This is a genomic window from Streptomyces sp. NPDC101110 (assembly GCF_044759525.1).
Classification (GTDB): Bacteria; Actinomycetota; Actinomycetes; order Streptomycetales; family Streptomycetaceae; genus Streptomyces.
In genome coordinates, this window is sequence record NZ_JBIVZM010000008.1 from 214,152 (window position 1) to 240,019 (window position 25,868).

22 protein-coding genes and 1 pseudogene are annotated in these 25,868 nt (G+C 69.8%); 11 read left to right on the forward strand and 12 right to left on the reverse strand.

Annotation, left to right across the window (positions count from 1 at the left end):
• Positions 1–360 precede the first annotated feature (360 nt).
• A complete protein-coding gene (rph, locus tag ACIQU3_RS20900) occupies positions 361–2,961 on the forward strand; it encodes a rifamycin-inactivating phosphotransferase (protein ID WP_403731117.1) in 2,601 nt (866 codons plus the stop codon).
• Between the two features lie 162 nt (positions 2,962–3,123).
• Here rph and ACIQU3_RS20905 read toward each other — a convergent pair whose 3' ends face one another.
• The gene (locus tag ACIQU3_RS20905; protein ID WP_403731120.1) at positions 3,124–4,053 is read right to left on the reverse strand and encodes a MerR family transcriptional regulator; all 930 of its coding nucleotides are present in this window, start codon (positions 4,051–4,053) and stop codon (positions 3,124–3,126) included.
• A gap of 85 nt (positions 4,054–4,138) precedes the next feature.
• Positions 4,139–4,504 (reverse strand): STAS domain-containing protein, encoded by a 366-nt coding sequence (locus ACIQU3_RS20910; RefSeq protein ID WP_403731123.1) that lies wholly within the window; start codon positions 4,502–4,504, stop codon positions 4,139–4,141.
• Between the two features lie 219 nt (positions 4,505–4,723).
• On the opposite strand from ACIQU3_RS20910, the gene ACIQU3_RS20915 reads away from it, so the two are divergent.
• Positions 4,724–5,140 carry an ATP-binding protein gene (locus tag ACIQU3_RS20915; RefSeq protein ID WP_403731126.1) on the forward strand — a complete coding sequence of 139 codons (417 nt, stop codon included), beginning with the start codon at positions 4,724–4,726 and terminating at the stop codon, positions 5,138–5,140.
• A 68-nt stretch (positions 5,141–5,208) separates the two neighbouring features.
• On the opposite strand, the gene ACIQU3_RS20920 is transcribed toward ACIQU3_RS20915, so the two are convergent.
• Together ACIQU3_RS20920 and ACIQU3_RS20925 are read right to left on the reverse strand one after the other, a co-directional pair.
• The gene (locus tag ACIQU3_RS20920) at positions 5,209–5,613 is read right to left on the reverse strand and encodes a DUF6069 family protein (RefSeq protein ID WP_403731129.1); all 405 of its coding nucleotides are present in this window, start codon (positions 5,611–5,613) and stop codon (positions 5,209–5,211) included.
• Between the two features lie 2 nt (positions 5,614–5,615).
• Entirely contained in the window at positions 5,616–6,227 is a 612-nt protein-coding gene (locus tag ACIQU3_RS20925) for a TetR/AcrR family transcriptional regulator (protein WP_403731134.1), read from the reverse strand.
• 338 nt (positions 6,228–6,565) lie between these two features.
• Between ACIQU3_RS20925 and ACIQU3_RS20930 the strand changes: the two genes are divergently transcribed.
• From ACIQU3_RS20930 to tpg, 3 genes are all read left to right on the forward strand, one after another.
• Positions 6,566–7,186, forward strand: coding sequence for a pyridoxamine 5'-phosphate oxidase family protein (locus ACIQU3_RS20930; RefSeq protein WP_403731140.1), 621 nt, complete (start codon positions 6,566–6,568; stop codon positions 7,184–7,186).
• A gap of 113 nt (positions 7,187–7,299) precedes the next feature.
• A complete protein-coding gene (gene tap, locus ACIQU3_RS20935; protein ID WP_403731144.1) occupies positions 7,300–9,597 on the forward strand; it encodes a telomere-associated protein Tap in 2,298 nt (765 codons plus the stop codon).
• A gap of 27 nt (positions 9,598–9,624) precedes the next feature.
• Positions 9,625–10,182, forward strand: coding sequence for a telomere-protecting terminal protein Tpg (gene tpg / locus ACIQU3_RS20940; RefSeq protein ID WP_403927000.1), 558 nt, complete (start codon positions 9,625–9,627; stop codon positions 10,180–10,182).
• Positions 10,183–10,252: 70 nt separating this feature from the next.
• Here the strand turns inward: tpg and ACIQU3_RS20945 are convergent, their stop codons facing one another.
• Complete coding sequence (locus tag ACIQU3_RS20945; RefSeq protein ID WP_403731150.1) at positions 10,253–10,846, reverse strand: dihydrofolate reductase family protein; 594 nt, start codon at positions 10,844–10,846, stop codon at positions 10,253–10,255.
• Positions 10,847–10,927: 81 nt separating this feature from the next.
• On the opposite strand from ACIQU3_RS20945, the gene ACIQU3_RS20950 reads away from it, so the two are divergent.
• Positions 10,928–11,506 carry a TetR/AcrR family transcriptional regulator gene (locus ACIQU3_RS20950; RefSeq protein ID WP_403731153.1) on the forward strand — a complete coding sequence of 193 codons (579 nt, stop codon included), beginning with the start codon at positions 10,928–10,930 and terminating at the stop codon, positions 11,504–11,506.
• A gap of 82 nt (positions 11,507–11,588) precedes the next feature.
• Here the strand turns inward: ACIQU3_RS20950 and ACIQU3_RS20955 are convergent, their stop codons facing one another.
• The 3 genes from ACIQU3_RS20955 to ACIQU3_RS20965 form a co-directional block, all read right to left on the reverse strand.
• On the reverse strand, positions 11,589–12,029 hold the full coding sequence (locus ACIQU3_RS20955; RefSeq protein ID WP_403731543.1) for an ATP-binding protein: 441 nt from the start codon (positions 12,027–12,029) through the stop codon (positions 11,589–11,591).
• A 172-nt stretch (positions 12,030–12,201) separates the two neighbouring features.
• Positions 12,202–12,693, reverse strand: a complete 492-nt coding sequence (locus ACIQU3_RS20960; RefSeq protein WP_403731156.1) for a DUF2975 domain-containing protein — start codon at positions 12,691–12,693, stop codon at positions 12,202–12,204.
• Positions 12,694–12,778: 85 nt separating this feature from the next.
• A complete protein-coding gene (locus ACIQU3_RS20965; protein ID WP_403927002.1) occupies positions 12,779–14,593 on the reverse strand; it encodes a S8 family peptidase in 1,815 nt (604 codons plus the stop codon).
• Positions 14,594–15,131: 538 nt separating this feature from the next.
• Between ACIQU3_RS20965 and ACIQU3_RS20970 the strand changes: the two are divergent.
• Together ACIQU3_RS20970 and ACIQU3_RS20975 are read left to right on the forward strand one after the other, a co-directional pair.
• Positions 15,132–15,410, forward strand: a pseudogene (locus ACIQU3_RS20970) (aminoglycoside phosphotransferase family protein); the annotation flags it as partial.
• A gap of 131 nt (positions 15,411–15,541) precedes the next feature.
• Positions 15,542–16,978: a serine/threonine protein kinase gene (locus ACIQU3_RS20975; protein WP_403927004.1), complete on the forward strand. Its 1,437-nt coding sequence runs from the start codon at positions 15,542–15,544 to the stop codon at positions 16,976–16,978.
• Between the two features lie 84 nt (positions 16,979–17,062).
• On the opposite strand, the gene ACIQU3_RS20980 is transcribed toward ACIQU3_RS20975, so the two are convergent.
• Positions 17,063–18,250, reverse strand: a complete 1,188-nt coding sequence (locus ACIQU3_RS20980; protein ID WP_403731165.1) for a spermidine/putrescine ABC transporter substrate-binding protein — start codon at positions 18,248–18,250, stop codon at positions 17,063–17,065.
• A gap of 448 nt (positions 18,251–18,698) precedes the next feature.
• On the opposite strand from ACIQU3_RS20980, the gene ACIQU3_RS20985 reads away from it, so the two are divergent.
• Positions 18,699–20,975 carry a catalase gene (locus ACIQU3_RS20985; protein ID WP_403927007.1) on the forward strand — a complete coding sequence of 759 codons (2,277 nt, stop codon included), beginning with the start codon at positions 18,699–18,701 and terminating at the stop codon, positions 20,973–20,975.
• A 204-nt stretch (positions 20,976–21,179) separates the two neighbouring features.
• On the opposite strand, the gene ACIQU3_RS20990 is transcribed toward ACIQU3_RS20985, so the two are convergent.
• The gene (locus ACIQU3_RS20990; protein ID WP_403731173.1) at positions 21,180–21,749 is read right to left on the reverse strand and encodes a DUF6328 family protein; all 570 of its coding nucleotides are present in this window, start codon (positions 21,747–21,749) and stop codon (positions 21,180–21,182) included.
• Positions 21,750–22,175: 426 nt separating this feature from the next.
• Complete coding sequence (locus ACIQU3_RS20995) at positions 22,176–23,213, reverse strand: DUF2332 domain-containing protein (protein WP_403927009.1); 1,038 nt, start codon at positions 23,211–23,213, stop codon at positions 22,176–22,178.
• Positions 23,214–23,368: 155 nt separating this feature from the next.
• Between ACIQU3_RS20995 and ACIQU3_RS21000 the strand changes: the two genes are divergently transcribed.
• Positions 23,369–23,893 (forward strand): hypothetical protein, encoded by a 525-nt coding sequence (locus ACIQU3_RS21000; RefSeq protein ID WP_403927011.1) that lies wholly within the window; start codon positions 23,369–23,371, stop codon positions 23,891–23,893.
• Between the two features lie 178 nt (positions 23,894–24,071).
• Here ACIQU3_RS21000 and ACIQU3_RS21005 read toward each other — a convergent pair whose 3' ends face one another.
• A complete protein-coding gene (locus ACIQU3_RS21005; protein WP_403927013.1) occupies positions 24,072–24,476 on the reverse strand; it encodes a DUF6336 family protein in 405 nt (134 codons plus the stop codon).
• A gap of 75 nt (positions 24,477–24,551) precedes the next feature.
• Between ACIQU3_RS21005 and ACIQU3_RS21010 the strand changes: the two genes are divergently transcribed.
• Complete coding sequence (locus tag ACIQU3_RS21010; RefSeq protein WP_403731187.1) at positions 24,552–24,875, forward strand: hypothetical protein; 324 nt, start codon at positions 24,552–24,554, stop codon at positions 24,873–24,875.
• The last annotated feature ends 993 nt before the right edge of the window (positions 24,876–25,868 follow it).

The following is a 25,868-nucleotide window of genomic DNA, read 5'->3' on the forward strand; positions in this document are numbered from 1 at the left end:
TCCGCAGCGCGTCCGGTGGCCGTCAGATCCGGGTCTCACCCGGAGATGTCGTCTTCACCCACCACGTCTGTGACTCCTCGGTACAAGGTCAAGGTCACGTGCAGCGTAACAGCCGTTCAACGGGACGCGCACAGTTCGAGCGCTCACAACGGCAGGGGCGGTCCCGGAAAGCACAAAGGCAAGGAGATCTCTCCTTGCCTCTCTCAAGTTATAGCGCACAGGGGGGCTTGCGGCAAGGCCCCGGTCCTGCCACACAATCGTCGGCCGAAGCCACAACCTGCGGAAACGGGGACACGAGGTGCGTGTGTCGGACATGGGGACGTGCTCGTCCAGGAAGTCGGCAGGGCCGGAGGTATCGCGATGACCGAGCGGTACGTGCTGGACCTCCACGAGGTCGACGAGACGCAGCTCGCCGTCGTCGGCGGCAAGGGCGCCCACCTGGGCGCGCTCGCGCGGATCGACGGCGTCGGCGTGCCGGGAGGGTTCTGTGTGACGACGGAAGCCTTCCGGCGGATCATGAAGGAGTCGCCGTCGATCGACGATCTGCTGGATGAGCTGAGTCGCTCGCACCCGGACGACCGGGAGTCGGCTCGCACGCTCGCCGAGCGGCTTCGCCGGACCATCGAGGAGATCGCCGTCCCGGACGACCTGGCCGCGGCGATCACCGGGGCCCTCTCACGGCTCGGCGAACACGCGGCCTGCGCCGTCCGGTCCAGCGCCACCGCGGAGGACCTGCCGACGGCCTCCTTCGCCGGCCAGCAGGACACCTACCTCAACATCGTCGGCCCGGCGGCGATCCTCAGGCATGTCAGCCGGTGCTGGGCCTCGCTCTTCACCGAGCGGGCGGTGACCTACCGTCAGCGCAACGACATCGACCACCGTACGGTCGACATGGCCGTGGTCGTGCAGAAGATGGTCTTCCCGCACGCGGCCGGCATCCTGTTCACGGCCGACCCGGTCACCGGCAACCGGAAGGTCGCCACCGTCGACGCGGGCTTCGGCCTCGGCGAGGCGCTGGTCTCCGGCCTGGTGAACCCGGACGTCTACAAGGTGCGCCGCGGCGAGGTCGTCGAGAAGACGATCGCCGCCAAACAGCGGGCCGTTCACGCCCTGCCGGACGGCGGCACGCAGCAAGTGGCCGTCGACGCGCGGCAGCAGCGTCAACCGGCGCTCACGGATGCGCAGGTCGTGCAGCTCGTACGGCTCGGGCGGCGGATCGAAGAACACTTCGGCCGCCCGCAGGACATCGAGTGGTGCTTGGGCGACGACGGGTTCCAGATCGTGCAGAGCCGGCCGATCACGACGCTCTATCCCACTCCCGAAACCGACGACGAGGACAACCACGTCTACGTCTCCGTCGGCCATCAGCAGATGATGACCGACCCCATGAAACCCCTGGGGCTCTCCGTCTGGAAGCTGACGGCCATGGCTCCGATGACCGACGCCGGCGGAAGGCTGTTCGTCGACGCCACCCGGGCCCTGTCCTCGCCGGCGAGCCGTACAGGCCTCCTGGACCTCGTGGGCCGAGGCGATCCCCTGACCCGGGACGCGCTGGAAACCGTCCTCGCGCGCGACGACTTCGTCCCCTCGCGCCCGGACCCGGGCCCCTCCGGAGTGCGAACCGGTGGCGCGCCCACCCCGATCGAGACCGACCCGGCCATCGTCGCCGGGCTGATCGAGCGCAGCCGGACGTCCCTCGCCGCCCTGCGGCGCGACATCGCGACGAAGACCGGTCCGGCCCTGTTCGACTTTCTGTGGGAGGCCTTCGAGGAGCACAAGGAGCTGCTCAGCGACCCGGTGAGCATCCAGGCGATCATGGCGGGGATGGAGGCCACCTGGTGGCTCAACGACAAGCTGCACGAATGGCTCGGGGAGAAGAACGCGGCTGACACCCTCACCCTGTCCGCCCCCGGCAACGTCACGTCCGAGATGGGACTGGCGCTGCTCGACGTCGCGGACGTGATCCGCCGCCACCCGGAGGTGGTGGCGTACCTGCGGAACGCCGCCGACGAGGACGGTTTCCTGGACGAGTTGCCGAAGCTGGCGGGCGGCACCGAAGCGCGCGACGCCATCGAGACCTACCTCGACCGCTACGGCATGCGCTGTGCCGGGGAGATCGACATCACCAGGCCGCGGTGGAGCGAGCGTCCCGGCACGCTGGTGCCGGCCATCCTGGACAACGTCAGGAACTTTGAACCGGGCGCCGCCGCACGGCGATTCGAGCAGGGCCGGCAGGAGGCACGGCAGAAGGAACACGACATGCTGTCCCGCCTGCGGGCCCTGCCCGACGGGGAGACCAAGGCCGCCGAGACCAAGCGGATGATCGACCGGGTCCGCACCTTCATCGGCTACCGCGAGTACCCGAAGTACGGCATCATCAGCCGCTACTTCGTCTACAAGCAGGCCCTGCTGGAGGAGGCCGGCCGTCTCGTGCGGGCCGGAGTGCTCGCCGAGAGGGAGGACATCTTCTACCTGACGTTCCAGGAGCTTCAGGACGTCGTCCGCTCGCACCACGTGGACGACGGGCTCCTCCGTCGACGCAAGGACGAGTTCCGGACCTACCACGCGCTCACACCGGCCCGCGTGCTCACGTCGGAGGGCGAGACCGTCAACGGGGCGTACCGGCGTGAAGACGTGCCGCACGGCGCCCTGGTGGGTCTGCCGGTGTCGGGCGGGACGATCGAGGGCCGGGCCCGCGTCGTCCTCGACATGGCACACGCCGACCTCGAGGCGGGCGACATCCTGGTCACGGCCTACACGGACCCCAGTTGGTCACCCTTGTTCGTCGGCATCGCGGGTCTGGTCACGGAGGTGGGCGGCCTGATGACCCATGGTGCGGTGGTCGCACGCGAGTACGGCCTGCCGGCTGTTGTGGGTGTCGACCGGGCCACCCGCCTCATCCGGGACGGTCAGCGGATCCGGGTGCACGGCAGCGACGGGTACGTGGAGATCCTGCCCTGACAGCGCCACCGCCCGACGGGAGGGCGCATCCGTGGCTGCCGGTCGGTGGCTGCCGGGGTAGGCGGTTCCCCTTCAGGAACTCCGCCCACCCGTCCGCTGCCGACCGGCATTCCCGCTCGCCCCTCCGGTGCCGCACTCGTGACGGGGCGACCATCGCACCCCTTACCGTGCCGTTCGCGCGCGCACGGCCTCCGTGGACCAGGTGAACGCCGGCACCAGGCACTCCGGCGCGGGCCAGCCATTGATCACTGCGAGCAGCTGCAGGTACCGATCCCAGCGCGGGTCGTTCACACCCTCCAGCCGGACCAGCAGCAGACGGCGGAGTTCGGCGTCGTCGCGGCGGCCGAGGACCTGTGCATAGTCAGCCGCAAGGGCCGCAACAATCGAATCGGCTTCGTGCGAAGCCGGGTCGATGCCCGCCGCCAATGCGGGGGCGACACGGTCACGGACGACCGCCCCGAACTCGCGGGCAAGGCCCGCGGTGGCGCGTTCTGCCCGTTCGGCCGTGTGGTCCTCCGCCATCCGCCGCACCCCGGCGCGGAATTGCGGGTCTGCGGCAAGTTCGGCCAACTCCACCCACGCGTGGATCTGCTCCACCTCGGGGCTGTCGGGAATCTCGGGAGTCATCGAGCGCCTGATCCCCGCGAACGCGGAGTCGGTTCCGAAGGCGGCGTCGAGGAAGTCTCCGATCAGACGTCGGCGTTCGTCCTCGGAGAGCTGGGCCAGCTTGTGCATGAGATCCGTCTCTTCGGTAGTGAGCCGGCGCTCGGCCACCGCCGTCAGCACCGCATGCCGCAGGCGCAGGACGCGGATCTGTACGGCCAGGGCTTCGGCGTGCGCCCCGGCGACCTCGGGAAGCGAGAGCTCCCGGTCCACGACCCTGCGGATCGTGGGCAGGTCCACTCCCAGGTCCCGCAGGGTCCGCACCAGGTTCAGGCGCGGAACGGCGTCATGGTCGTAAAGGCGGTAGCCGGCCGGGCTGCGGTCCGTAGGCGCCACGATCCCGCGATCGGAGTAGAACCGAATGGTCTTGACCGTCAGACCGGTCCGCCGGGCCAGTTCGCCGATCGAGTAGAGCGTGTCGCCGTCCATGCCCTCACCCTGACGTCTCCCCCTGAGGGAGACTCAAGCCCAGTCCCCTCCTGCCGACGGCGGATCGCACGGACCCCGACCTGAATCAGGCGGTCAGGGCCTGTTCCGTGGTGGGGTGGCAGGGGATCAGTGTGTCGACGCCGACCAGTTGCAGGACGCGGAGGACCGATTCCTGGGCGCCGGCGATGCGCACCCACCCGTCCGCGTCGCTCACCTGCTGGTGGGCGGCGACGAAGACGTTGATGCCGCTTGAGTCCATGAAGGTGACTCCGCTGAGGTCGGCCACTATCCGCGGTGGGACCGCCTCGTCCTCGACCCGCAGGGCGTCGCTGAGCACGTCCCGGACGTCATGGTCGATCTCGCCCCGCAACGTCACGACACGGATACCTCCGGCGATGCGGTGTTCGGCGTGCAGCCGGCCCGGCCGGTCTGCTTCCTCAAGTGGGGACACCGTCTCCTCAACTGTGCTTAGGCTTACCCGATCACAATGCGCGCGACTGATTGTGCCCCACGGACCCGGCCACATGCACCCGTGCGGGTGTGCCGAACAACACCTGCGTGCATGCGGGGCGGCGAAACGGGTACCGGCGCGCGTGAACGGGGAGTGAGGGCGAGGCCAGTGAAATCTGATGCCGACGGTGAGGGCTGTACAACGCCGGACGACCATCTCATGCGTGTCGGATACGCCTTGGGGGAGGGCGCAAGCTGCATCGCGGACGCCCGCCACCATGCCGTCGCCTTCCTCGACCGGGCGAGTGACGAGCAGCACCTTCCCGTCTCCGCCCGGGCGAGGGAACTCACGCAGCTGGTGGTCAGCGAGCTGGTCACCAACACCCGCAAGTACGCTCCCGGGCCCGTCCTGCTGGAACTGCGTGTCACCGCCCGCACCGTGGAGATCTCCGTCTGGGACAGCGACCCGACGGTCCCCGCACCCCGGGACGCCGACCCGAGCAGGATCGGCCAGCACGGCTTGGAGATCGTGCAGGCCGTGGTCGAGGACTTCGTGGTGCAGCGGGAGCCGGTGGGCAAACGCATCACCGCCATCATCGCCCTGACCGACGGCCCCGGCGCGTCCTGCGGGGCGTGACCCCAGGGCCCGGCCCGACTGTCCAGGGGTCCGCAGTCCCGGACCACCGGCGTACCGATCCCGGCGGCTTACGCCCCGGCGGTACCGGCTGCCGGGGAGCGCGTCCCGCCGCCGTACCCCGGGATCAGTACCGCCGCCACCGCCAGATGCATGACGGCGAGGGATGCCCGGGTGCCGCCGTCCATGCCGTCGCCGGTGAACGGCAGGAAGGACAGGGCCAGTACGGCGACGGCCACCGCGGTCCGGATGAGGCGGGCGTGCCGCACCCCGAACCGCTCCAGGGCTGCCGGCAGTCCCCAGCCGGCGAGGGACACGAGCAGGGCGACGACCGCCACGGGTCCGGCGCCGACGTCGAGCGTCCGCGCGCCGTCGACGATCCGTAACGGGTGCCCCAACAGCGGGTCCGCGACCAGCCATACCAGGACGGGGGACAGGACGGCCGGAGCCGCCACCCCAGGACGTCTCTTCCGCACGCTCACTCGGCACCTGCCGAGAGCGCCCCGTGCAGGAAGACGTCAGCCAGCTCCAGGGGGGTCAGATCGGGTTCTTCGTCGGTACGGGGCTGGGTGAACAGCAGCCCGAAGAACAGGGCCGCGACCTGCTCCGGCGGCCTGCGCAGCGCGGCCTTGTCGGGCTCCAGCAGCTCGACGAGAGCCGCGCGGATACGGGCCGTCGACTCCTCTCGGCCCGCGCCGCGCACGGTGCCGGGGTACTTGCCTCCGCGATGCCCCAGTGACCCGAGGATCGCTCCCATCCTGGACATGTGGGCCTGCAGTGCCTCGGCCGCCTCCGCGAGCCGTTCGGGCAGCGGCTGGGACAGGTCGATCGCGTCGAGTTCCCGGACCGCGTGCTCCGGGGAGAGCGCCTCGGCCACGCATGCCTGGAGCAACGCGTCCTTGTCGGCGAAGACCCGGAAGATGGTTCCCTCACCGATGCCCGCCGCGCGGGCGATCTTCGCGGTCGTCACGGCGGCGCCGTACTCGGCGATCAGCGGGATGGCGGTCTGGATGATCATTTCGCGGCGCTGCTCCGGCGACATCCCGGGAGCACGGCGGCGGGCGGTCTGGTTCCCCTTGGCGGCTGTCATGACTGCGAGAGTACGGAGTGAGTCCTCACTCCGTCAATGAGTGAGGACTCACTCCGCCCATTTCCCGCGCCGCTTCTGCCACGGCGGCCGCTCGGACGCCGGGATGCCCAACCGCCTCGCCGACCGAGAGCGGGGGTGTGCCAGAGCGGTCGCGAGTCTGCTCTACCCTCGTGTGCGTGGCCGGTTGACGCTATTCGGCCTCCGCGGGATCGGCAGAGTCAGTTGCGCCGACGGACCACCGGAGCAGGACTCGGACACAGGCGTTGACGCGCCTTGCAGGAGGACCGTTGCACCAGGATCAGCGGGCGGACCGGCCCGGAAGCCACGGAGAGCACGAGATGCAGCACGAGTTGGGGACCACCGGCCGCGCTGATCGCTTCTACGACGAGCAGGTGCTGGACCGCCTCAACCCCAGAATGAGGGAGTTCGTCGCCCGTCAGGAGATGTTCTTTCTCGCCACTTCTGACGCGCAGGGCCAGTGCGACAGTACGTTCCGGGCCGGTCCGCCCGGCTTTCTCCACGTCCTCGACGACGCGACCCTCGCATATCCCGAGTACCGGGGGAACGGGGTCATGGCCTCCCTCGGCAACATCCGGGAGAATCCGAACGTCGGCCTGCTGATGATCGACTTCTCCGAGGACCGTATCGGCCTGCACGTCAACGGCCGTGCCCGCCTGGTCCCCGACGATACGATGCGCCGCGGCCATCCCGGTTTGCCCGTCGATCCGCTGCCCGGGCGCCGCCCCCAGATGTGGGTCGAAGTCGAGGTGGAAGAGGCTTACATCCACTGCTCGAAGCACATACCGAGACTGCTCAAGGCGCCGCTGCGTCCGCACCTCGACGCGGACGGCACCACCGCCACGGTTGCGGAGCAGGCCTGGGGCACGGACGACGTCAAGCGCAAGGGCGGCGACTACTTCAAGGCCGCGGAGGCGAAGCGCGATCAGACGGTGCGGTGATGCACGCGCCGATCGGACGTCACCGACACTCGGCGATCCGGCAGGGTTAAAGGAGCGGGATAAATTCTAGGCTAAGGTCCGCAGGAACCCGGGAAGCGCTGAAGGAGATCGACGTGGCCTCCGAGGAAGAGCTGTTCGCGTCCGTGGACGCGCTGCTGGAGGAGGAGCCGCAGCTCCCGCCGCCCGCGGAGCGGGCCCGGCTGCGGGAGGCCGCCGGCATCACCCAGGCGCGTCTCGCGCTCGCGCTGAAGACTTCCACGCAGACGGTGAAGAACTACGAGAACGGCAGGTCGGAGCCGAAGTCGCCACGCCTGGAGGCGTACCAGCGGCTGCTGAAGGGCTGGGCGGCGAGATACCCCGCCCACGGCGCGCCCGCCCACGGCGGTCCCGCTCACGATGCGCCCGTCCACGGCGGCCCCGCCCACGGCGCGCCCGTCCACGGCGGTTCCACTCACGATGCGCCCGTTCACAGCGCGCCCGTTCAGGCCGGCGCTGCTCACAGCGTCCCCACCCCGACACCTTCGACGTCGGTTCCGGTCCCGGCGCCTGCCCGTACTCCGGCCCCGGCCGAAACCTCCGCCCACCAGGAGTCTCCTCCGCACTCGTCCGCCCGGTCCACCAAGCCCCCGGCGGCCCGGACGGCCCCCCCACCGCCGCAACAGCCGACCGCATCCGCACGCCCCGCCCGTCGCCCGGCGACCTCGTCGCGAGGGCCCGGCACGAGGACGACCGCCGTGCCCGCCGCGGACCCGCGTCACCCCCACGGACCGCTGGTCGTGCTGGACGGCGACGGCTCGGCGTACGGCGTCGACGGCATCGTTCTCGACTGCCCCGCCACCTCCGTGCCGCAGTTGGCGGAGTGGACGCTGCGCGAGTCCGGCCTCGGCGCGCCGCGCCTGCACCGCAACGGCAAGGACGCCGACCCGCTGGTGGTGCTGACTCCGGCTGCCGCGGTGCGGCTGGGACTGCCCGAGCGCCTGGAGGGCCACGAGCAGCGGCGTTCGCTGCGCCTGCCCGGTGATCACCCGGTCGTCGTGCAGGTGCTGAAGGCGGGGTGGCAGCTGACGCAGCGTGGATTCGGCCCCTGGCCCCGGATCTACCGCAAGGCCCAGGAAGGCCGGCGGCAGTGCGTGCAGTTGGCGGTCCTGTCGTGGGACGCCCTGGACGAGCGGTCCTGGCCGGGTGTGGCGGAGATGGAACCTGCGGACATCGCCCGGGTGCTCGGTGTCTACGCCCAGCGCGTCATCACACCCCGCGGCAGTACGGCTGTGTCGGGCCTGGAGTTGATGACGGCACTGCGTCCGCCCACCCGCGCGGTGCGGGACGAGACCACGGGCAACTGGGTGCCCGGCCACAACCCCGGTTCGCTCGGCACGGAACCCGTGGACCCCGCGCCGCCCGAGGCCACCCCGGAGCATCCCGTGGTCGTCGACTCCGGCTGGAGCGGAGGCTTCCTCGACGAGGAGGCCTACCAGTGGGTGCGCGAGGTGGACCTGCTGAGCGACGAGGAGTGCCATCTGCCCTACGCGGTGGGTCTGGACCTGAACACCGCGTTCCTCGCGGCGGCCGCCCGGCTCACGGTCGGACTGTCGGGCCCGGACCATTTCGTCGGCCCCCGGTTCAATCCGAAGATCCCCGGCTCCTGGCTCGTCGATCTGAGCCACGTGGAGCTGGACCCGCGCCTGCCCAGCCCGTTCACGCCCACCGGTGTACGGCCGTCCGGCCCCGCCTGGTACCAGACCCACACGGTCGCCTACGCCCAGGAGCTGGGCTACAACGTGCAGCCGCTGGAGGCCTACCTGCGCCGTGACACGGGCGCGTACCTGGACCCGTGGCACGACCGGCTCAAGAGTGCCTACCTCGACACCCTCGCCGACCTCGGCGTCACCCGCGACCTGGACGACCGTCAGTTCCTCGTGGCGATGGAGCGGCACAAGGACGCCGACCCCGCCCTGGCCGCCGTCCTCGCCGCGATCAAGGCCACGGTCAAGGGCGGTATCGGCAAGCTCCGCGAGCGCCCGCAGGGACGCCACTACAAACAGGGGGAGCGGTGGCCGGCTCTTGAACGGCCCACCTGGCGCCCGGACATCCGCGCGGCCGTCATCTCCAAGGCGCGGGTCAACATGCATCGCAAACTGCTGAACATGGCCAAGCTGACGGGCCGGTACCCGCTCGCGGTGCTGTCGGACTGCGTCGTCTACCCGAGTCCCGGCCCCTCGCCGCTGGACTTCCTCCCCTACGCGGCCTCCGGCAAGGCCCAGCCCGGCGGCTTCCGCCTCGGCCCCTCCCCGGGCCTGGCGAAGCCCGAAGGCGTCCAGGAGATGCTCTGGGCGGTCGACCTGATGGAGAAGGGCCTGAACCCCGCCCGCCACGTCAAGGGCGGCGACGCCGTCCTGGACGAGGGTGAGTAGGGCCGACCTGCGAGAGGAACGCACACCGTGGGAGAAATCGACGACGCCATCGAGCGCGCCGACCAGGAGGCCTTCACCCGCACTCCACCGAAGACCCTCAAGGGCCGGATCAACTTCCTGCTGAGGCAGCTGAAGACGACCCGGGCCGTCGCAGCCGAGCTGAGGGTCAGCCAGCGGTCGGTGGAGCGCTACCGCACCGGCGAGCGCAAGCGCCCGCCGGAGGACATCCAGCAGCGGATCGATGCCGCCGTCCGGTCCCGGTGGCAGCCCCAGGTCCGCAGACGCCGACGCGAGGAGGCTGCCTCCAGGGGCGGGATCACCGTGGAGACGAGAGCACGCTTCGGTTACACGGCGCCGATCGGGACCACCGACGACGGGCGCTTCCGCCGTCTCACCGTGCACCTCCCCCCGGCGTACGCGCAGCAGTTGTTCGACGCCCGTGAAGCAGGCGCCGACGACCGGCAACTGCGTCAGATCATTGCCGACGGGTTCAGGGAGACCTATTTCCAGGACGGCGGAACCCGTGCGCCCGGCCTCTCGGACGTCGCCATCAACGACATCGACTACATCGACCTCGACTATTGAAGCCGGCCGGCCCGGCCGGGGCGTGAGGACCATGCTGCGGGTTGCCACCCGCCTGTGCAGGCGGTCTGCACTAGCGGCGGGTGAGGCGGGTGAGGGTGACCCCGTTGGGGAACGCGGTGCGCTCCGCGACATCGAACACGGTGGGGTCGAAGTGGCCCTCGACGACCGGGATTCCGCTCCCGGCGACGACCGGATAGGTCTTGATCAGCAGCTCGTCGATCTCGGGCAGCAGGGCGCCCGCGAGCCGGCCCCCTCCGCACAGCCAGATGTCCCGACCCGCACCACTCGCACCCTTCAGCTCGTGGACGAGGCCGAGCGGGTCGCCCGCCACGACGGTGACGGCCGGGTCGGTGTCCGGCTTGAGCGTGCTCGACACGACGTACTGGCGCAGGTGCGCATAGGGGCTGGTGATCCCGTTGTCGAGGGAGAGGCGGTATGTGCCGAGGCCCATGACGACCGTGTCGAAGCGCCTGTTGGGCACCTGATCCAGGCCCACGGCCGCGCGGTAGGCCGTCGGGACGGTCTCCGGGTACAGCGCGTTCACCCAGGTCGAGTAGGCGGCGGCCTGCTGTTCGTCGCCCTGCGGGAAGAAATCGAACTCTCCGTCGGGGCCCGCGATACGGCCGTCGAGCGTGACTCCGATGTAGTACACGAGCTTTCGCACAGTGATCTCCCCTGGTGGCCCATACATGTAGTACTCTGCTTGAAGTGGTTTGAATGTAGTACTACACATGGAGTGGTGTCAATGGCGAGGCGGAACGACCAGCGGCGCGCGGCTCTCGTCGACGCGGCGATCGAGGTGCTGGCCCGAGAGGGTGCGCGGGGTATGACGTTCCGCGCCGTGGACGCCGAAGCCGCCGTCCCCGTCGGTACGGCGTCCAACTACTTCGCCAGCCGCGACGACCTGCTCACCCAGGCCGGCGCCCGGGTCTACGAGCGGCTCCAGCCCGACGAGGAGACCATCGCCCGGCAGCGGGAGGCCGGTCGCGACCGGGAGACCTACGTCGGACTGATGCGTGAGCTCGTCGGCCGTGTCGCCGCCTTCCGCACCGGTTACCTGGCGCTGCTGGAACTGCGTCTCGAGGCCACTCGCCGTCCCGAACTGCGCAAGGTCCTCACCGAGCGGGTCCGGGCCGACGTCGACGCCAACGTCGCCTATCACGAGGCCTCCGGCCTCCCCGGCGACGCCACGGCTGTCAAGCTGCTCATGCTGACGCTGAACTGGCTGATCGTCGAGCAGCTCACCCTGCCGGACGTCTTCACGGAGGCGGAGCGTGAGGCGCTGGTGACGGCCGCGGTGGAGCGCATCGTGGCGGCCGGGTAGGTGACGCGTCCGCGGCGCGGCAGGAGGCCGTCACCGTCGAAGGCCCGGGCGTGCTCCGTCGGCCCGGGTCATTCGCGCGGGTCTACAGCAGCTGGCGGCCTGCCGCGGACCCGCCGGGGTCGTCGGCGAGCATGACGTCGGCGGTGACGCGCTTTCCGACCGGCTCACGGTGGATGGCGAAGCCGACGCAGACCGCTGCCACGATCTCGAGGCCGTGCTGCCCGATCCGCCCGGGATCGGGAGCAAGGATCGTCGGCAGGTCGGTACCGCTGTCCCACACGCTGATCCGTACGGCCCCGTCCACCATGTCCAGGGTCAGCAGGCAGGGGCCGGGAGCGTACTTGCGGGCATTGGTGACCAGCTCGCTGACGACGAGCTGCACCATGCCCATGGCCCGGCCGGACACCGGCAGTCCGTGCTCGGACTGGACCCGGGTCAGGAAGGCCCGGGCCAGGTCCCGGGCCTCGGCGATCCCGGTGTCGTCGTCGAACGCGGCAGCGGCGGGAACGACGCCGGTGGACACCGGATGGCGGCCGTCGCCTTCCACTTCCTGCTCCGTGGAGTCCGCCGGGTTCTTCGAGTATTCGTACGACACGGGCCACGCATACCCGCGAAGTGTCAGCTCATGCCGCTGACCGGCCGCCGACGGAGATCTTCCTCCGGGGGCGTCACCTCGAGGCCGACGGCGATCGGCATCAGATCACCTCGTCCAGCTCGGCCTGCATCTGCGAGGCCTCGACGTCGCGCGCGACGGCCTGGGCGAGCAGCATCCGCAGGACGAGCACGATGAGCGCGACCCCCAGGATGGCCAGGCCGATCCCGCCCATGATGACCGTTACGCCCGGGTCGGCCCGCTGGCCCGGCGCGTTGAGGATCGTGACCGCGAACCAGACGAGGGCCGCCAGCACGATCGCGCCGATCACGACGTCCACGTACCGAAAGGCGGCGCGGGAGAACACCGTCCTGCCCCGCACCATCGTCACCAGGCGCCATACGCAGACCAGGGCGGCCTGGGCCGACGCCAGGCCCAGGATCGTGATCACACGCAGCGGAGTCAGCGGGAGCGACCCGTCCTCCGGGTCGTTCCCGCTGACCAGCGCCCACACCATCGACGCCTGTACGAGCACGGTGCCGACGAGCAACACCACGAGCACGGCGCGCAGCGCGCACAGTGTCAGCTTCCCCATGAGCCATCCCTCAATCGACTTACGATGGGAAACTATCGAATGTCGATAGGTGGCGCAAGGTGTGAGGTGGGGGCGACGGGCGTTGCTAGAAGGTGAGGTTCCAGGCGTCGATCCGCCCGGTGTCCTGCGTCGCGATGTCGCGGACGCGGAGCTTCCACGTCCCGGACGCGGCCTCGGACGAGGCGTCGACCGTGTACGTCTTCACCACGTCGTCCGCGCTGTCGCCGTCGGCGAAGTCCTCCAGGGGGTAGACCGATCCGTCGGGGGCGACGAGCGACAGCACCAGGTCGCCGCGGTAGGTGTGCTTGACGTCCACGCCGACCTTCAACGCCGCCGGGGCGTTGCCCGCCAGGCCGGTCACGGCGATCTGTGACTCCACCGTCGCGTTGTCGGCGACGGTGACGTCGGTGGTGTTCTCGAAGTACCGCCCGGGCTGCGGCGGGGTGGTGCCGCCGATGGCCTTCAGCGCGTCGACCTGGCCCTCCCCGAAGAAGGCGTTCTTCGCTGTGGTGCCGGTGCAGCGGCTGTCGGACGGGCAGGCGATGTCGGTGGCCTGGGTGCCCAGTCGCGCGCGGAGTTCAGCGGGGGTGGCGGCAGGATCGGCACTCTTCAGGAGCGCGGCGACACCGGCCACATGCGGCGACGCCATCGACGTGCCGTTCATGTTCCCGTACTTGCCACCGGGGAGGGTGGAGTAGACGCCGTTGGCTCCGTCGCCGCCCGGGGCCGCCACGTCGATGACGTCCCGGCCGAAGTTGGAGTAGGACGCCTTGATGTTCCCGTTGCCCATCGCCGCGACGGTCACGACGCCCGGCAGCTCCGTCGGGATGTCGACGCAGGCGTTGGTGATCGTGCGGTTGACCGGGGTGGAGTCGTTCGGGCTGGAGCTGTCGGTGCGCTTGTTCGCCAGGTCGTAGTTGGAGTTGCCCGCCGCCGCGACCTGCAGCGAGCCCTTGCCCTCCGCGTACTCCTGCGCCCGGCGCACGCCCTCGATGATGGCCGCCTGGTCCGGGTCGTCGGGGCAGTTGAACATCCACGGGTCGGTGTAGTAGCTGTTGTTGGTGACGTCGAAGCCGTGGTCACCGGCCCACATGAACCCGCAAATGGTGTTCTCGGCGAAGAACATGCTGGTGCTCGGTTCGGCGATGCGCACGGAGGCGATCTTCACTCCCGGCGCGACACCGACCACGCCCTTGCCGTTCTTCGCGGCGGCGATCGTACCCGCCACATGTGTGCCGTGGCTGCCGACGTCACGCCACGCGCCGGCGCGGGCGTCGGCCTTGCCGTAGGCGCAGGAGACCGAGTCGGCCGCGTCGAAGTTGGGCGCGATGTCCTGGTGCCGGTCGTCCACTCCGGTGTCGAGAACACCCACGGTGACGGACGCCGATCCGGTGCTGACTGCCCAGGCCTTGTCGGCGTTGATCCTGGTCATGTCCCACCGGGCGGTCTCGGTGAGCGTCGTGGTCGACTGCGGAGGAGCGCTCGGCAGGGTGGGGGAGTAGGCGTCCGCGGGGACGTCCGAGGTGCGGGTGGCGCCCACCTTCTGCACGCCTGCGACCGAGCGCATCGCGGTGGCGAAACCGGCCGACGCGGAGTGTGCGACCACCACGCCGATCGCGTCGTAGTGCGCGAACACCGAACCGCCGTTGGACGCCACGGCGTTGCGTACGGCCGTGGTGTCGCCGGGTGCGGTGACGACGAGGTAGGAGCGGGTGCCGGCCGCCCATCCGGCGGCGCTCTCGGCGAGCGTGACGGAGTGGGCCGCGGCCGGCCCGGGCGGAAGGCCGGTGTCCACATCGGCCGCGCCGGCGGGCGTGGCGAGCGCGAGAGCCGCTCCGGCGGCGGCGAGGGACAACAGCGACCGTCTGAGACGGTGCCGGGATATGCGGGGGGTTGTCACAGCATCCTCCGAAGGCCCGGGGCAGTGGGTGGCGCCGGCGGACCGTTGGGCTGAAATGGGTCGACGCAAGATTTCAGATGAGTGCATGACAAGGGAAGGGCCTGTGGTGCACGGATCGTCGTGAGCGCACAAGTAAGTGACACGGCTCCGGATTTACACTTCGCAGCCGGATGCGTGGGGGAGTGGCGCGGATCACCACACACGCCGACCGCGTGGGGAACAACCACCACTGGTTGCCCGTTGAACGAGTTGTGGGTGCGGATGGGACAGTGTCCCCGGGCCTCACCATTCGCCCACAGGGACGATCGTTCGGCTGAAGCCCTGTGGAGCCTTCCGCCGAGAGGCGACCGCCATCCGCACCCACATCGAGACCGCCCCGACCGTGATCCCCCCCGTCCGGTCGGGGCTTCCTGCTCCGATCGAATCCGACCGATGGCCTCAGCGACCCCGATGGCCGTACAGCCCGACGGGCAGACCGGTCAGCGATCCCGGCGTGAAGGACCGGCTGAGCATGTCCCTTCCTCGCCCTGCCGGGGTGGGCCATCCTGTTCTGATCGACATCGAGGACCTGATGTACTTCGGCGTCGAGTGGGAGCATGTCTTCCTGCGGCTCCGTCACCACGAAGGTGTGCACAGGCGGTTGGCGGTGCAGGGGCTCGACGAGGACAGGCTCGCGCTCTATACCCTCGTCCAGCGACTGTCATTGACAGCAGGACCGCTCCGGCTGCTCGAGGGGGACTTCCCCGACCGGGCATCCATGCGCGCAATCGCCGAGCATCACCGCGACGCGGCGCTGGTGCTGGTCTCGGTGGTGTAGACGCAGCCAGGGCAGGGTGCTGCGGTTCGCGCCGATCGTTGTGCAAGGTGCGGCCGGATGGGTACCCGCGTACGGCGGCCCGTCGACGACGGGTCCGGCGAGCGGCGTGAGTGTGTGGAGTGGGGAGATCGATGGGATTGCGCGAGGTGCGGGGAATCCGGGCCCTTCGGGGCTGTGCCCGGATTCTGGCGGGCCGCTACCGTCTGGATGCGCTGATCGGTTCCGGTGGCGCGGCTGACGTGTACCGCGGGTTCGACCTGCGGCTGCGTCGACCGGTCGCCGTGAAGGTCTTCCGCGCCGGCACCGGCTTCGACACCGAGGAGGCATTCCGCAGCGAGGCGGTGATCCTTGCCCGCCTGCAGCACCCGGGGCTGGTGACCGCCTTCGACGCGGGACGTCACGACGGCGAAGCCTTCCTGGTCATGCAGCTGATCGACGGTCGTACCCTGAAGGCCCGTATCGCCGAAGGCCCCTTGTCGTGGGAGGCCGCCGCCGGACTCGGCGAGGCACTGGCCGAGGCGCTGGCCCACGCCCACGAGGAGGGGATCGTCCATCGGGATGTCAAACCGTCCAACATCATCCTGGACTCCTCCGGACGGCCTCATCTGACAGACTTCGGCATCTCCCGGCTGCTCGGCGCGACCACCCACACGGCCACCGACACCCTGACCGGCACGGCCGCCTATCTGTCCCCGGAACAGGTGCTGGGCAGGCAAGTCGGCACGCCCGCCGACATCTACGCCCTCGGCCTGGTCCTCCTCGAAAGCATCACCGGCCGACTCGAATACGACGGCGGCCCCCTGGAGGCGGCCATAGCGCGCCTGCACCGCCGACCCACCCTCCCGGACACCCTGCCCGACGGCTTCGCCACACTCCTGCGGGACATGACCAGCCTGGAGGAACAGCTGCGCCCCACGGCGCACGACTGCGCCCAGGCCCTGAAGCGCCTGCCCGCCACGAGCCCGGCGAGCTCCGCCGAACCCGGCGCCCGGCCCGCGTTCAGCATCGTTCCTCGCACACCCGTAACGGCCCGCACCGGCAACACGCACCGGGCTGTGCCGTCCGCCGGGAGGGAGCCCGGCGGCAGCCCGAGCGTCACGGCAGGGCGCGCAGAGGGGATCCTGCGGTCCGTCCCGACACGCGCCCGCGTCCGAACGCGCGGAGCAGCGGCCGCGCTGGCCGCGGTGCTGGCCTCCGGCCTGGTGGTCGCGAGCGGTTTCTCACACCAGGACGCGACGGACGAGGCGGCCCCGTCCGCACCTGATGCGGTCGCCCCTTCCACACAGCGGGGCACCGCCGATCACAGCGACGACACGCCCCCTGCATCGACGACGCAGCCTTCGCGTTCCCCTACAGCCTCCGCCCGGCCGTTGAGCGACCCCGCCCCCATGCGGACCGCGCATTCCCCCTCCGACAGCCCGGAGCGCACCCCCTTCCCCGCCTCTCGGGCCGGCAAGGAGCGCACCGCTGTGAAGGCAGCCTCGAAGAACAAGCCGAAGACCCATGCCCACCCGCCGGCTCACGCGCGAAAAGGCCAGAAGGGCAAGCACGCGGCACCTTCCAAGTGACAAGCGAGCAGAGCGGCCCGGCCGAAGTCCAGCCCGTCCGGCAGCGCGCCGAAGAAGTTCTCCGCAGGGGTCATGCCACCGCCGTCACAATCCCGCGATCCGATTCCACCGCCTGGCGAACTCCACGCGCTCCTGCGAGTCGATGTCCCGTGCGATGGCGAGCCGGCTGCGCATCTCCTCGTCGGGGAAGATCAGCGAGTTCTCCGCGAGGGCGGCGCTCTCCTCGTCCTTGGCGGAGGCCAGGACGTCCTGGGCTGCGGGGACCGGGCACACGTAGTTGACCCAGGCGGCCAGCCCGGCGGCGACTTCGGGATCGTAGTAGTAGTCGACAAGCCGCTCCGCATTGGCCTTGTGGCGGGCGAGGTTGGGAATCATCAGCGACTCCGCCCACAGCTCCGCGCCTTCCTCGGGAACGACGAACTCGATGTCCGGATCGTCGGCCTGGAGCTGGATCACGTCCCCCGAGTACGCCTGGCAGGCCAGGACGTCACCGCTGGACAGGTCCTTGATGTAATCGTTGCCCGTGAAGCGCCTGATCTGCCCCCTCTTCACCTGCTTCTCCACCTGGTCACAGACGGTGTGGAAGTCGTCGGCCGTCCAACGGGTGATGTCTGCGCCGTTGCCCTGCATCAGCAGTGCGAAGGCCTCGTCCAGACCGGACAGCAGCGTGACCCGGCCCTTCAGGTCGCTCGCCCACAGATCCGACACCTGCCGTATCTCCCGGCCGATCCGGCGCCGGTTGTAGGCGATCCCGGTGATGCCGGACTGCCACGGCACTGTGTACGTGCGGCCGGGATCGAACGCGGGCGACCGCAACTGCGGGTCGAGGTACCGGGTGACGTTCGGCTGCCGGTCCCGGTCCATCTCCTGCACCCAGCCGAGCCGCACGAACCGCGCGCACATCCAGTCACTGATCACGATCAGATCGCGGCCGGTTGACTGATGGTTCATCAGCGCCGGACTGATCTTGCCGAAGAACTCGTCGTTGTCGTTGATCTCCTCGACGTACTCGACCTCGATGCCCGTGCGCTTCTCGAAGGCCTCCAAAGTGGGCCGCCGCGAAGGGCGTTCGTCATCGGTGTCGATGTACAGCGGCCAGTTCGCCCAGTTCAGCCGCCGGTCGGTGGAGGACAGATCGGTTGCGGCGCGATCGCCTGGACGTACGTACGCGGCCGGCACACCGCACCCGGCGAGTCCGCCGAGCACCGCGCCGGAGCCCAGCGCTCGCAGCAGCGTCCGGCGGGAGAGCGGAGGGATCGTCTTCAGGGGCATGGAGGCAGCATGCCGAGTCAGCCGTGGCCGGACAATTGACACCGCGTCGAGAGGCGGGGCCGGGTCACCGGACACCTTGTCTGTCACCGGGCTCACCATCCGCCGGGGCTTCCTTCTGCGCAGGGCCCACTGCAGTCGCAAATCGTGCCGTGGCAAAGATCGGATCGTCCTCGCCGTCATGTGGTCCACCTTCGTGGTGCTGTGCCCGGCTGGGTGTGCCCATGGGATGCCGAATCATGGAACCCGTCCGCGACACGGCAGCGCTCTCACCCCCGGGACAGCTACCGGGTGCGCGGGGATCGGCCCCATGAGAGCTTGGCGGCAGTCGCGCCCGTCAGCATGACCAGGGATTCGTCCGGCGCAGCCGGGTACCCGGCGCCGGAACTCGGAGCATCCGATCTACGTGGCCGTGCCGGCCATGGCCGGCTGAAGCAGAGGAACGATAGCGATGAGCCAGCCCAATCCCATCAAGCGGGCGGCGGACAAGGTCACCGAAGCCATCCAGGGCGCGGGCGCGGGACCGGAAGAGGGGATTCCCGGCAAGCCGGCGCCACAGTCCCCGAGCGTGGCGGAGCCGACGGAGCCGCGCGAGCCCCTGCCGCCCCAACCGGACCAGAGCGGGCCCGACACCATGTCGCCCACCGGGCAGGCGACCGGCGCGGCTCAGGCGCGAGTGGCCCAGTCCGGCGCCTACCTCACGGGCGCTCAGGGCACCCGGCTGTACGACACCGACCACTCGCTGAAGGCAGGCCCGCGCGGGCCGGTGCTGTTGCAGGACCACCACCTGCGCGAGAAGGTCATGCACTTCGACCATGAGCGCATCCCGGAGCGGGTCGTGCATGCCCGCGGCGCTGCGGCACACGGCGTCTTCAAGAGCTACGGAACCGCGTCCGGCGTGTCGAAGGCGGCGTTCCTGGCGGCGGGCGCGGAGACACCGGTGTTCGTCCGCTTCTCCACGGTGCTGGGATCCCGGGGCTCCGCCGACACCGTGCGGGACACGCGCGGATTCGCGACGAAGTTCTACACCGAGGAGGGCGTCTTCGACCTCGTCGGCAACAACATGCCGGTCTTCTTCGTCCAGGACGCGATCAAGTTCCCGGACATCATCCACGCCGGCAAGCCGCACCCGGACCGGGAGATCCCACAGGCCCAGAGTGCGCACGACACCTTCTGGGACTTCGTCACCCTGCACACCGAGGCCACCCACCACACCCTGTGGAACATGTCCGACCGGGGCATCCCGCGTTCGTACCGCATGATGGAGGGGTTCGGCGTCCACACCTTCCGTCTGGTGGCGGCCGACGGCTCCACGACACTGGTGAAGTTCCATTGGAAGCCCAAGCTCGGTGTGCACTCCCTGGTGTGGGAGGAGGCGCAGATCGCAGGCGGTGTCGACCCCGACTTCCACCGCCGCGACCTCGCCGACGCCATCGAGGCGGGCGCCTACCCGGAGTGGGAGCTCGGCATCCAGACCTTCCCCGACACCCCCGACCAGACCTTCGAGGGTATCGACCTGCTCGACGCGACGAATCTCGTTCCCGAGGAGCTGGCCCCCGTGCAGCCGATCGGGCTGCTGACCCTGAACCGCAACCCGTCGAACTACTTCGCCGAGACGGAGCAGGTGGCTTTCCACGTCGGTCACCTCGTGCCCGGCATCGACATCACCGACGACCCGCTGCTCGCCGGACGGCTGTTCTCCTACCTGGACACCCAGATCACCCGCCTGGCCGGTCCGAACTTCTCGCAGATCCCCATCAACCGGCCGCACTCGCCGGTCAACGACATGCTGCGGGACGGCTACCACCAGGACGCCGTGCACCGGGGCGTCGCACCGTACCGGCCCAACTCCCTCGACGGCGGCTGCCCGTTCCTCGCCGGGGCGGACACCGGTGCGTACATCGAGACCCCGGTACGGGTGCCGGAGGCGACGAAGGTCCGGGAGGCCCCCGAGTCGTTCTCCGACCACTTCAGCCAGCCCCGCCGGTTCTGGCTCAGCATGAGCGCGGTGGAGCGCGAGCACATCATCGGCGCCTACACCTTCGAGTTGGGCAAATGTTACGAGCAGGCCGTCAAGGAGCGCGCGTTGCAGGTGCTGGCCAACATCGACGCCGAGTTGTGCGCGGGTGTGGCCGAGGGGCTCGGCCTGCCGGTGCCCGAGCCGACGGTGCCGCCGGCCGATGTCGAACCGAGCCCCGCGTTGTCCCAGGTCGGACAGTCCTGGCCCACCGACGGCCGCCTCATCGGCATCGTCACCGGCCCTGAGGGGGACCTGGACGGCGTGCGTGCGGTGCGTGAGGCGGTCCTCGGCGCGGGTATGGTGCCGCTGGTCATCGCGCCCAACGGCGGCAAGTTGGGCACGGGGGACGACGCCGTGACCGTGCAGCGGACGTTCGCGACCGCGCGGTCCATCGAGTTCGACGCACTGCTGCTGGCCGGCACACCCACGGCGGGCGGCGACTCCTACGGTTCCCGCGACGCCAAGGCCCTGCCCAGCGGCCCGCGCGGGGCAGTCGATCCGAGGGTGAGTCTGCTGCTGTCGGAGGCGTTCCGCCATGGCAAGGCGATCGGCGCCTGGGCGGGCGGCGACGCGGCTCTGGAGGCACTCGGCATCCCGGCTGACACCCCGGGCGTGATCGTCGGCCGGGAAGGCACCCCCGTACTGGAACAGATTCAGGGGCTCATGGCCGAACACCGCGTATGGGATCGGTTCACGACGACCCCCTGAACGACACGGCGGACACACCTACGGACACCACCGCCGTCACCCTGACGAGCCGACGTCAGGGTGACGGCGGCTCGTCGCACCAGGCGTATGGGGGCGCGCTCGGACCGCCCGGACCCGGTTGTGCTGCCGGTCACTTCACGGCACGAGAGGTCCGACCCCCGGCGGCGGGGACGCCTGACGCGCCCCCGGCCGCCGGGGGGCGCGTCAGGCGTCCCCTGCGCGGGAGCGCCGATCGGCACGGCGTCGAAGACAGAGCGGCAGCGCGTACCAGCACAGCCCGAACCACAGCATCACCCCGGCGACCAGCATTTCGGCGAGCACACCGGGAACGACGAAACGGAGTATCAGCAGGAGCGTGCAGCCGATGGTCAGGGCGAGGAGGACCATGCCGCACATCATCAAGCGGCTCGCGATCTCCACCACGTCGTCCTTCATACGCTGACCGGACAGGAAGCGGTGGATGGAGACCGGCGCTATGAGCGATCCGGTGGCCGCCGCACCGAGCACCACGGTGGCGACGTAGATGCCGCGGTCCAAGGCCTCCAACTCCCTGAAAAGCGGCGTGAAGGCGACACTGAGCAGAAAACCGAAGAGAATCTGCACACCGGTCTGAGTGACTCGTGTCTCCTGCAGAATCTCGTTCCAGCGTCTGTTGACCCGTTCATGCGGTGTCTCGGGCGCTTCCTTCTCCGGTTTCGCCTGCGGGCTGTCGTGCCGCCGGCAGCCGGCGCTGTTCTGACCTTCGGGCTCAACGGAGTGCTCGGTCACGGCCATGTCATCCTCCCCATTTCAGAGACACCGTTTGCCCCGCCCGGCAGGGTTCCATGCAGGTGGAGTGGGGGAGAGGCGTACGTCGGCCGTCGGCATGCAAGGTGATCTCCGCGGTACCCGGCGGTCGCCCGGCCTCACGACAGGAGGAAGTCGACCATCTGTCTCGATCCGCGAGGGGTCGCCACGGTGGTGCCTGGGGGAAAGGTACGGCAGGACCTCGTGCTCGTGGCCCTCCGCATCGCCGTAGGTGAAGACCCGCTCGGTCCCGAAGCCGCGCTCGTAGGTGGCCATGACGGAGATGCCCCGGCGGTTCAGGACCAGCCAGTCGACCTCGACACACCGTGCCGGCTTCGTGGCGAGCCGGACCTCCTGGATCGCCACCAGCGGTATGTGCTGGTGCGCGGGCCTGCTACTCGGGTCTGGAACTGCTCATTGCTTCGCCAGCCACGACAGCAGACGGCCACGAGACCAGCAGCGACCGACGGCCTCGGCACGCCGAGCCGTCCGGTCGAAGACGGCAACGCCGATGATGCTGTGGCCGGAAGCGCGGCGATCACCAAGGGTCGGGACCGTCGGCGCGACTCCGACTCCCTCCGCTGACACCCACGCCACCGGCCGCTCGGCCGAGGCTTCCACGAGACGCTCGAGGAAGCGGCGACGGCCCTCTAGAGGGAAGCGGGACAGGGCCCAGGTCGTGGTGATGACAGGCAGCGCGTCCGCGGGCACGCAGGCGACGGCGTCGGGCAGCACCTCGACGGGGGCACCACGCAGCGGCAGGGGAGGGGCCGTCGCCGCCAACGCCAACTCCGCGTCGAGTGTCGCGGCATGCTCCGGCTGATCCGGCCACACACAGGCACGCAGCCACCGGCTGTCCGCCACGTCGGTCACGTCCACCGGATCGGCGTCGACGCAGACCCGGGCCACGACCTCGGGCATCACCCGCGCCGGGACAGGCCGGTCTCCCACGAGCGACGACGTCATCTGCACGGGAGACGACGGGTCGCCCAGCGACCGGCCGTCGCCGTACGCGATGCCGACGCGATCGACCTGGAGATTGAGCCCGGCAGCGCGGCCGACGTCGATCAATCCGACCGCACGCGCCCCTGTCCGGCGCGCCGCCTCGGCAATGGCCGGATACAGCACGGCGTGGCGTCCGGCCTCGTCCGGCCGCATCTTGCGCCGCACGGCGATGGCCACGACATCGTCGGTCATGTGCAGCAGCGTGTCGATCGCCGCGTCGGCGGCGGCGTCACGATCCGCAGCGGCATAAGCTGCGGCAAGCGCAGGTGCACGTCCGCCCAGAGCGAGGTCGTGCAGCGCGGCGAGGATCATCGCGGGATGCCGCTTACGCGCCGGCACCGCCTCGATGGCGCGCAGCACCTCCTCGCACTCGCTCAAGGCGACGGCCACGCGCTCGTACAGCGGCGATGTTCCGGCTGCGTCGACCTGACCGAAGCGCCGGTACACCTGAGCGAGCCTGCGAACCCCATCCCCGGGTGCAACACTTCCTGCAGTCGGCTTCGGCACCCTTACGATCCTACTGAGAACGCACGTGCTGTGCTCTCATGATGATCCCGCCGGAGGGACGGTGGTGGGGGCTTCAACGGCTTCGAGGGAGGTCCGTGGATCTCAGTGCGGTGATCATCGCTGTGGCAGGCGTGGCGGGCACTCTGGGCGGCTCGCTCCTCACCCAACGAGCTGCCGAGCGGGCGCGACACAGGGAGCTTGAGCTGGTCCGGGACCAAGAGGAGGTCCGTGAGTACCTGCTCCTCCGGCGCACCTGCTACGCGGAACTCAACCGGGATGCACGACAGTTCACCACCGCGCTCAACCGTCATCTGCATCTCCTGCGGGAAGACGGTGTCGAGGAAGCCGACAAGGATGCCCTCGAAGAAGCGAAGAGAGCCCACCGCGACCGCTACTCGGCAGCCCAGATGATTGCCCCGGACGATGTGCTCGCCTGTGCCGGCACGGTCAATCAAGCTCTCAACAGGGTTTACGGTCAGGTGAAACGCCTGGAACGAGGAGAACCCGAGCCGGGGGAGACGATGGCTGACGCGTTCCATGCCCAGACTGAGATCTGGGACATGCTGCGCGACATGAGGACCATGATGCGTCGCGACCTGGGCGTGTCAGCGCCGGAGTGACATCGCTACCCACGCGTCCGGAAAGAGGTGGCCACTGGCAAACCCTCGACTCAGCCCTGCCCGCGGCGTCGCCCTCCCCCCCCGCGAAAGCCATTTGCACATACGGCGCATAGACGTCTGAGGCCCGATCGGTAAGGCTGCTCAAGCCCTGCGACCCACCTCGCGGAGGGTGGTGCTTCTAGCTGTTCCACCAGCTGCCGTAGGGCGCAGCGGCCACGAGCTGGTACAGACCGAAGGCGACGGCTCCGAAGACAACCAGGAACAGCCCGGAGCGCAGGAACAGCGGACCGATGAGGGTTATCGCAGCGCCCTGTGTCGAGACAGTGTTCCAGTCCCGCAGGCGTCGGACGTCCTCCGCACTGGCCCACCAGAACCCGGCACCGATCACAAGCAGCATTGCACCGAACAGGCCGCTCAGACCACCGATGACGGACAGGAACTCTCGCCGGTCGCTGCGGTGAGTGATACTCAAAGCCGTCACCGCGAGCGGCACCACACCCAGCAAGCCGTAGGTCACGCCGCGTCGCGCAACGCCCGCCGACCGCAGCCGGGGCAACATCACGCCGTCCTGATCCAAGGCCATGCCGAACACCCTGGCCCGCTCGCACCACAGCACGGGGGCCACGCCAAGTGGGCGCGGGTGGGCAGAATCGTTCGCGTGAATGCACACCGGCCCCCGGAGACAACCCCCGACGGGCACTACGTCGTCATCCGCGGAAGGAAGTGGCGGGCGACCGATCCCTCCATCCCCGAGGAGATCGCAGCGCGTCTCCGCCATCACCTCATGTCGGCTCGCAGGGCGGTGCGCTCGGCGACGACTGCGGGCGATACGAACGCCGAGAGGGCAGCGCGTGCGCGCGTGCACCAGGCAAAGGCCGCGCTGGGCGAACGCGGAACCCCCTGGTGGGACCAACCTGATGACGAGCGTCGACGACGCTGGGAACAGGGGCTTGCGCTTCTTGATTCCGAGGCGCAGAGCTGAGGCGGTGTCAGGGACCGACGTGCACATACGGCGCCCACAGTACGGGGCGTCCGGCCTGGCGATGCGCAGCGCAACGAGTGCCTCGTGCGCGGCGATACCGTCCGGGGTCTTCGACCGCCGCTCTCAGCCGCAGCGTGCCGGTCCAGGCCGGTTCCGAGGGGAAGTCCCCTCCGATGGCGGGCAGTGCGGGGACGCTTATGCCCAGCCGGGTGACACAGCCGTCCCACACGGCGCAGGAAGGTGCCCGCCTGCTCCGGGCGGGCGCGGGAACAGAACTCCGTGGCCGCGAACACGTGGATCACCAGCGAGGTGCGGGCCATCAGCGAGGGGCACGCCCTGGCCGGGATGGGGGTCGGGACGGGGGTCGTCCTGGTCGGCCGGCGGCTGGATGGCGGACGCCGCTACCTCGTCGTGGATCAGCCGGTTGACCCGTTCCTCCAGTACCGGCGGCGGCCCGGTCAACGCGGGCTCGGCCGCGCGCCGAGCACGCCAGTGCGAGCAGTAGTCCTACAGGTTCCGGGCCGCACCCAGGACGGCGGCGGCGTCGGAGTCCCGCCTCGTCTCCTCCAGCCGGGTCACGATCGCCTCCACGCGCTCCCACCGAGCGACGGGAAGCGCGCGTCACGCAGCAGGGCCAGGGCGGCCGACGCTTCCCGCAGAGCCACGTCGAGTCGGGTCATGCGGGCATCCCTCCCCACCCACGATGGGTGAATGCCGAGGCCCCGCGTGAGCGGTCGCCGTGTGACGTGACGCCACGCTCCGCCTGAGACCCGGGAGCCGACGAGGGGCACGCGACGGGGTGGTCCCGCAACCCGCTTGCGAGGAAGGCGATTTCGCGAGCGAGTCGTTGAGGCAGGCAACACATGCCGTCGGGCACATCGCGCGGGGGGCGTCAGGCCGGGGTAACTAATCGGTCTGGTTCATGCTGCGAGACGCGGTCCGCAGCAATTTTCGGATTCTACGAACTGCCGGTCCGAAATCGCTTGCTGCGGA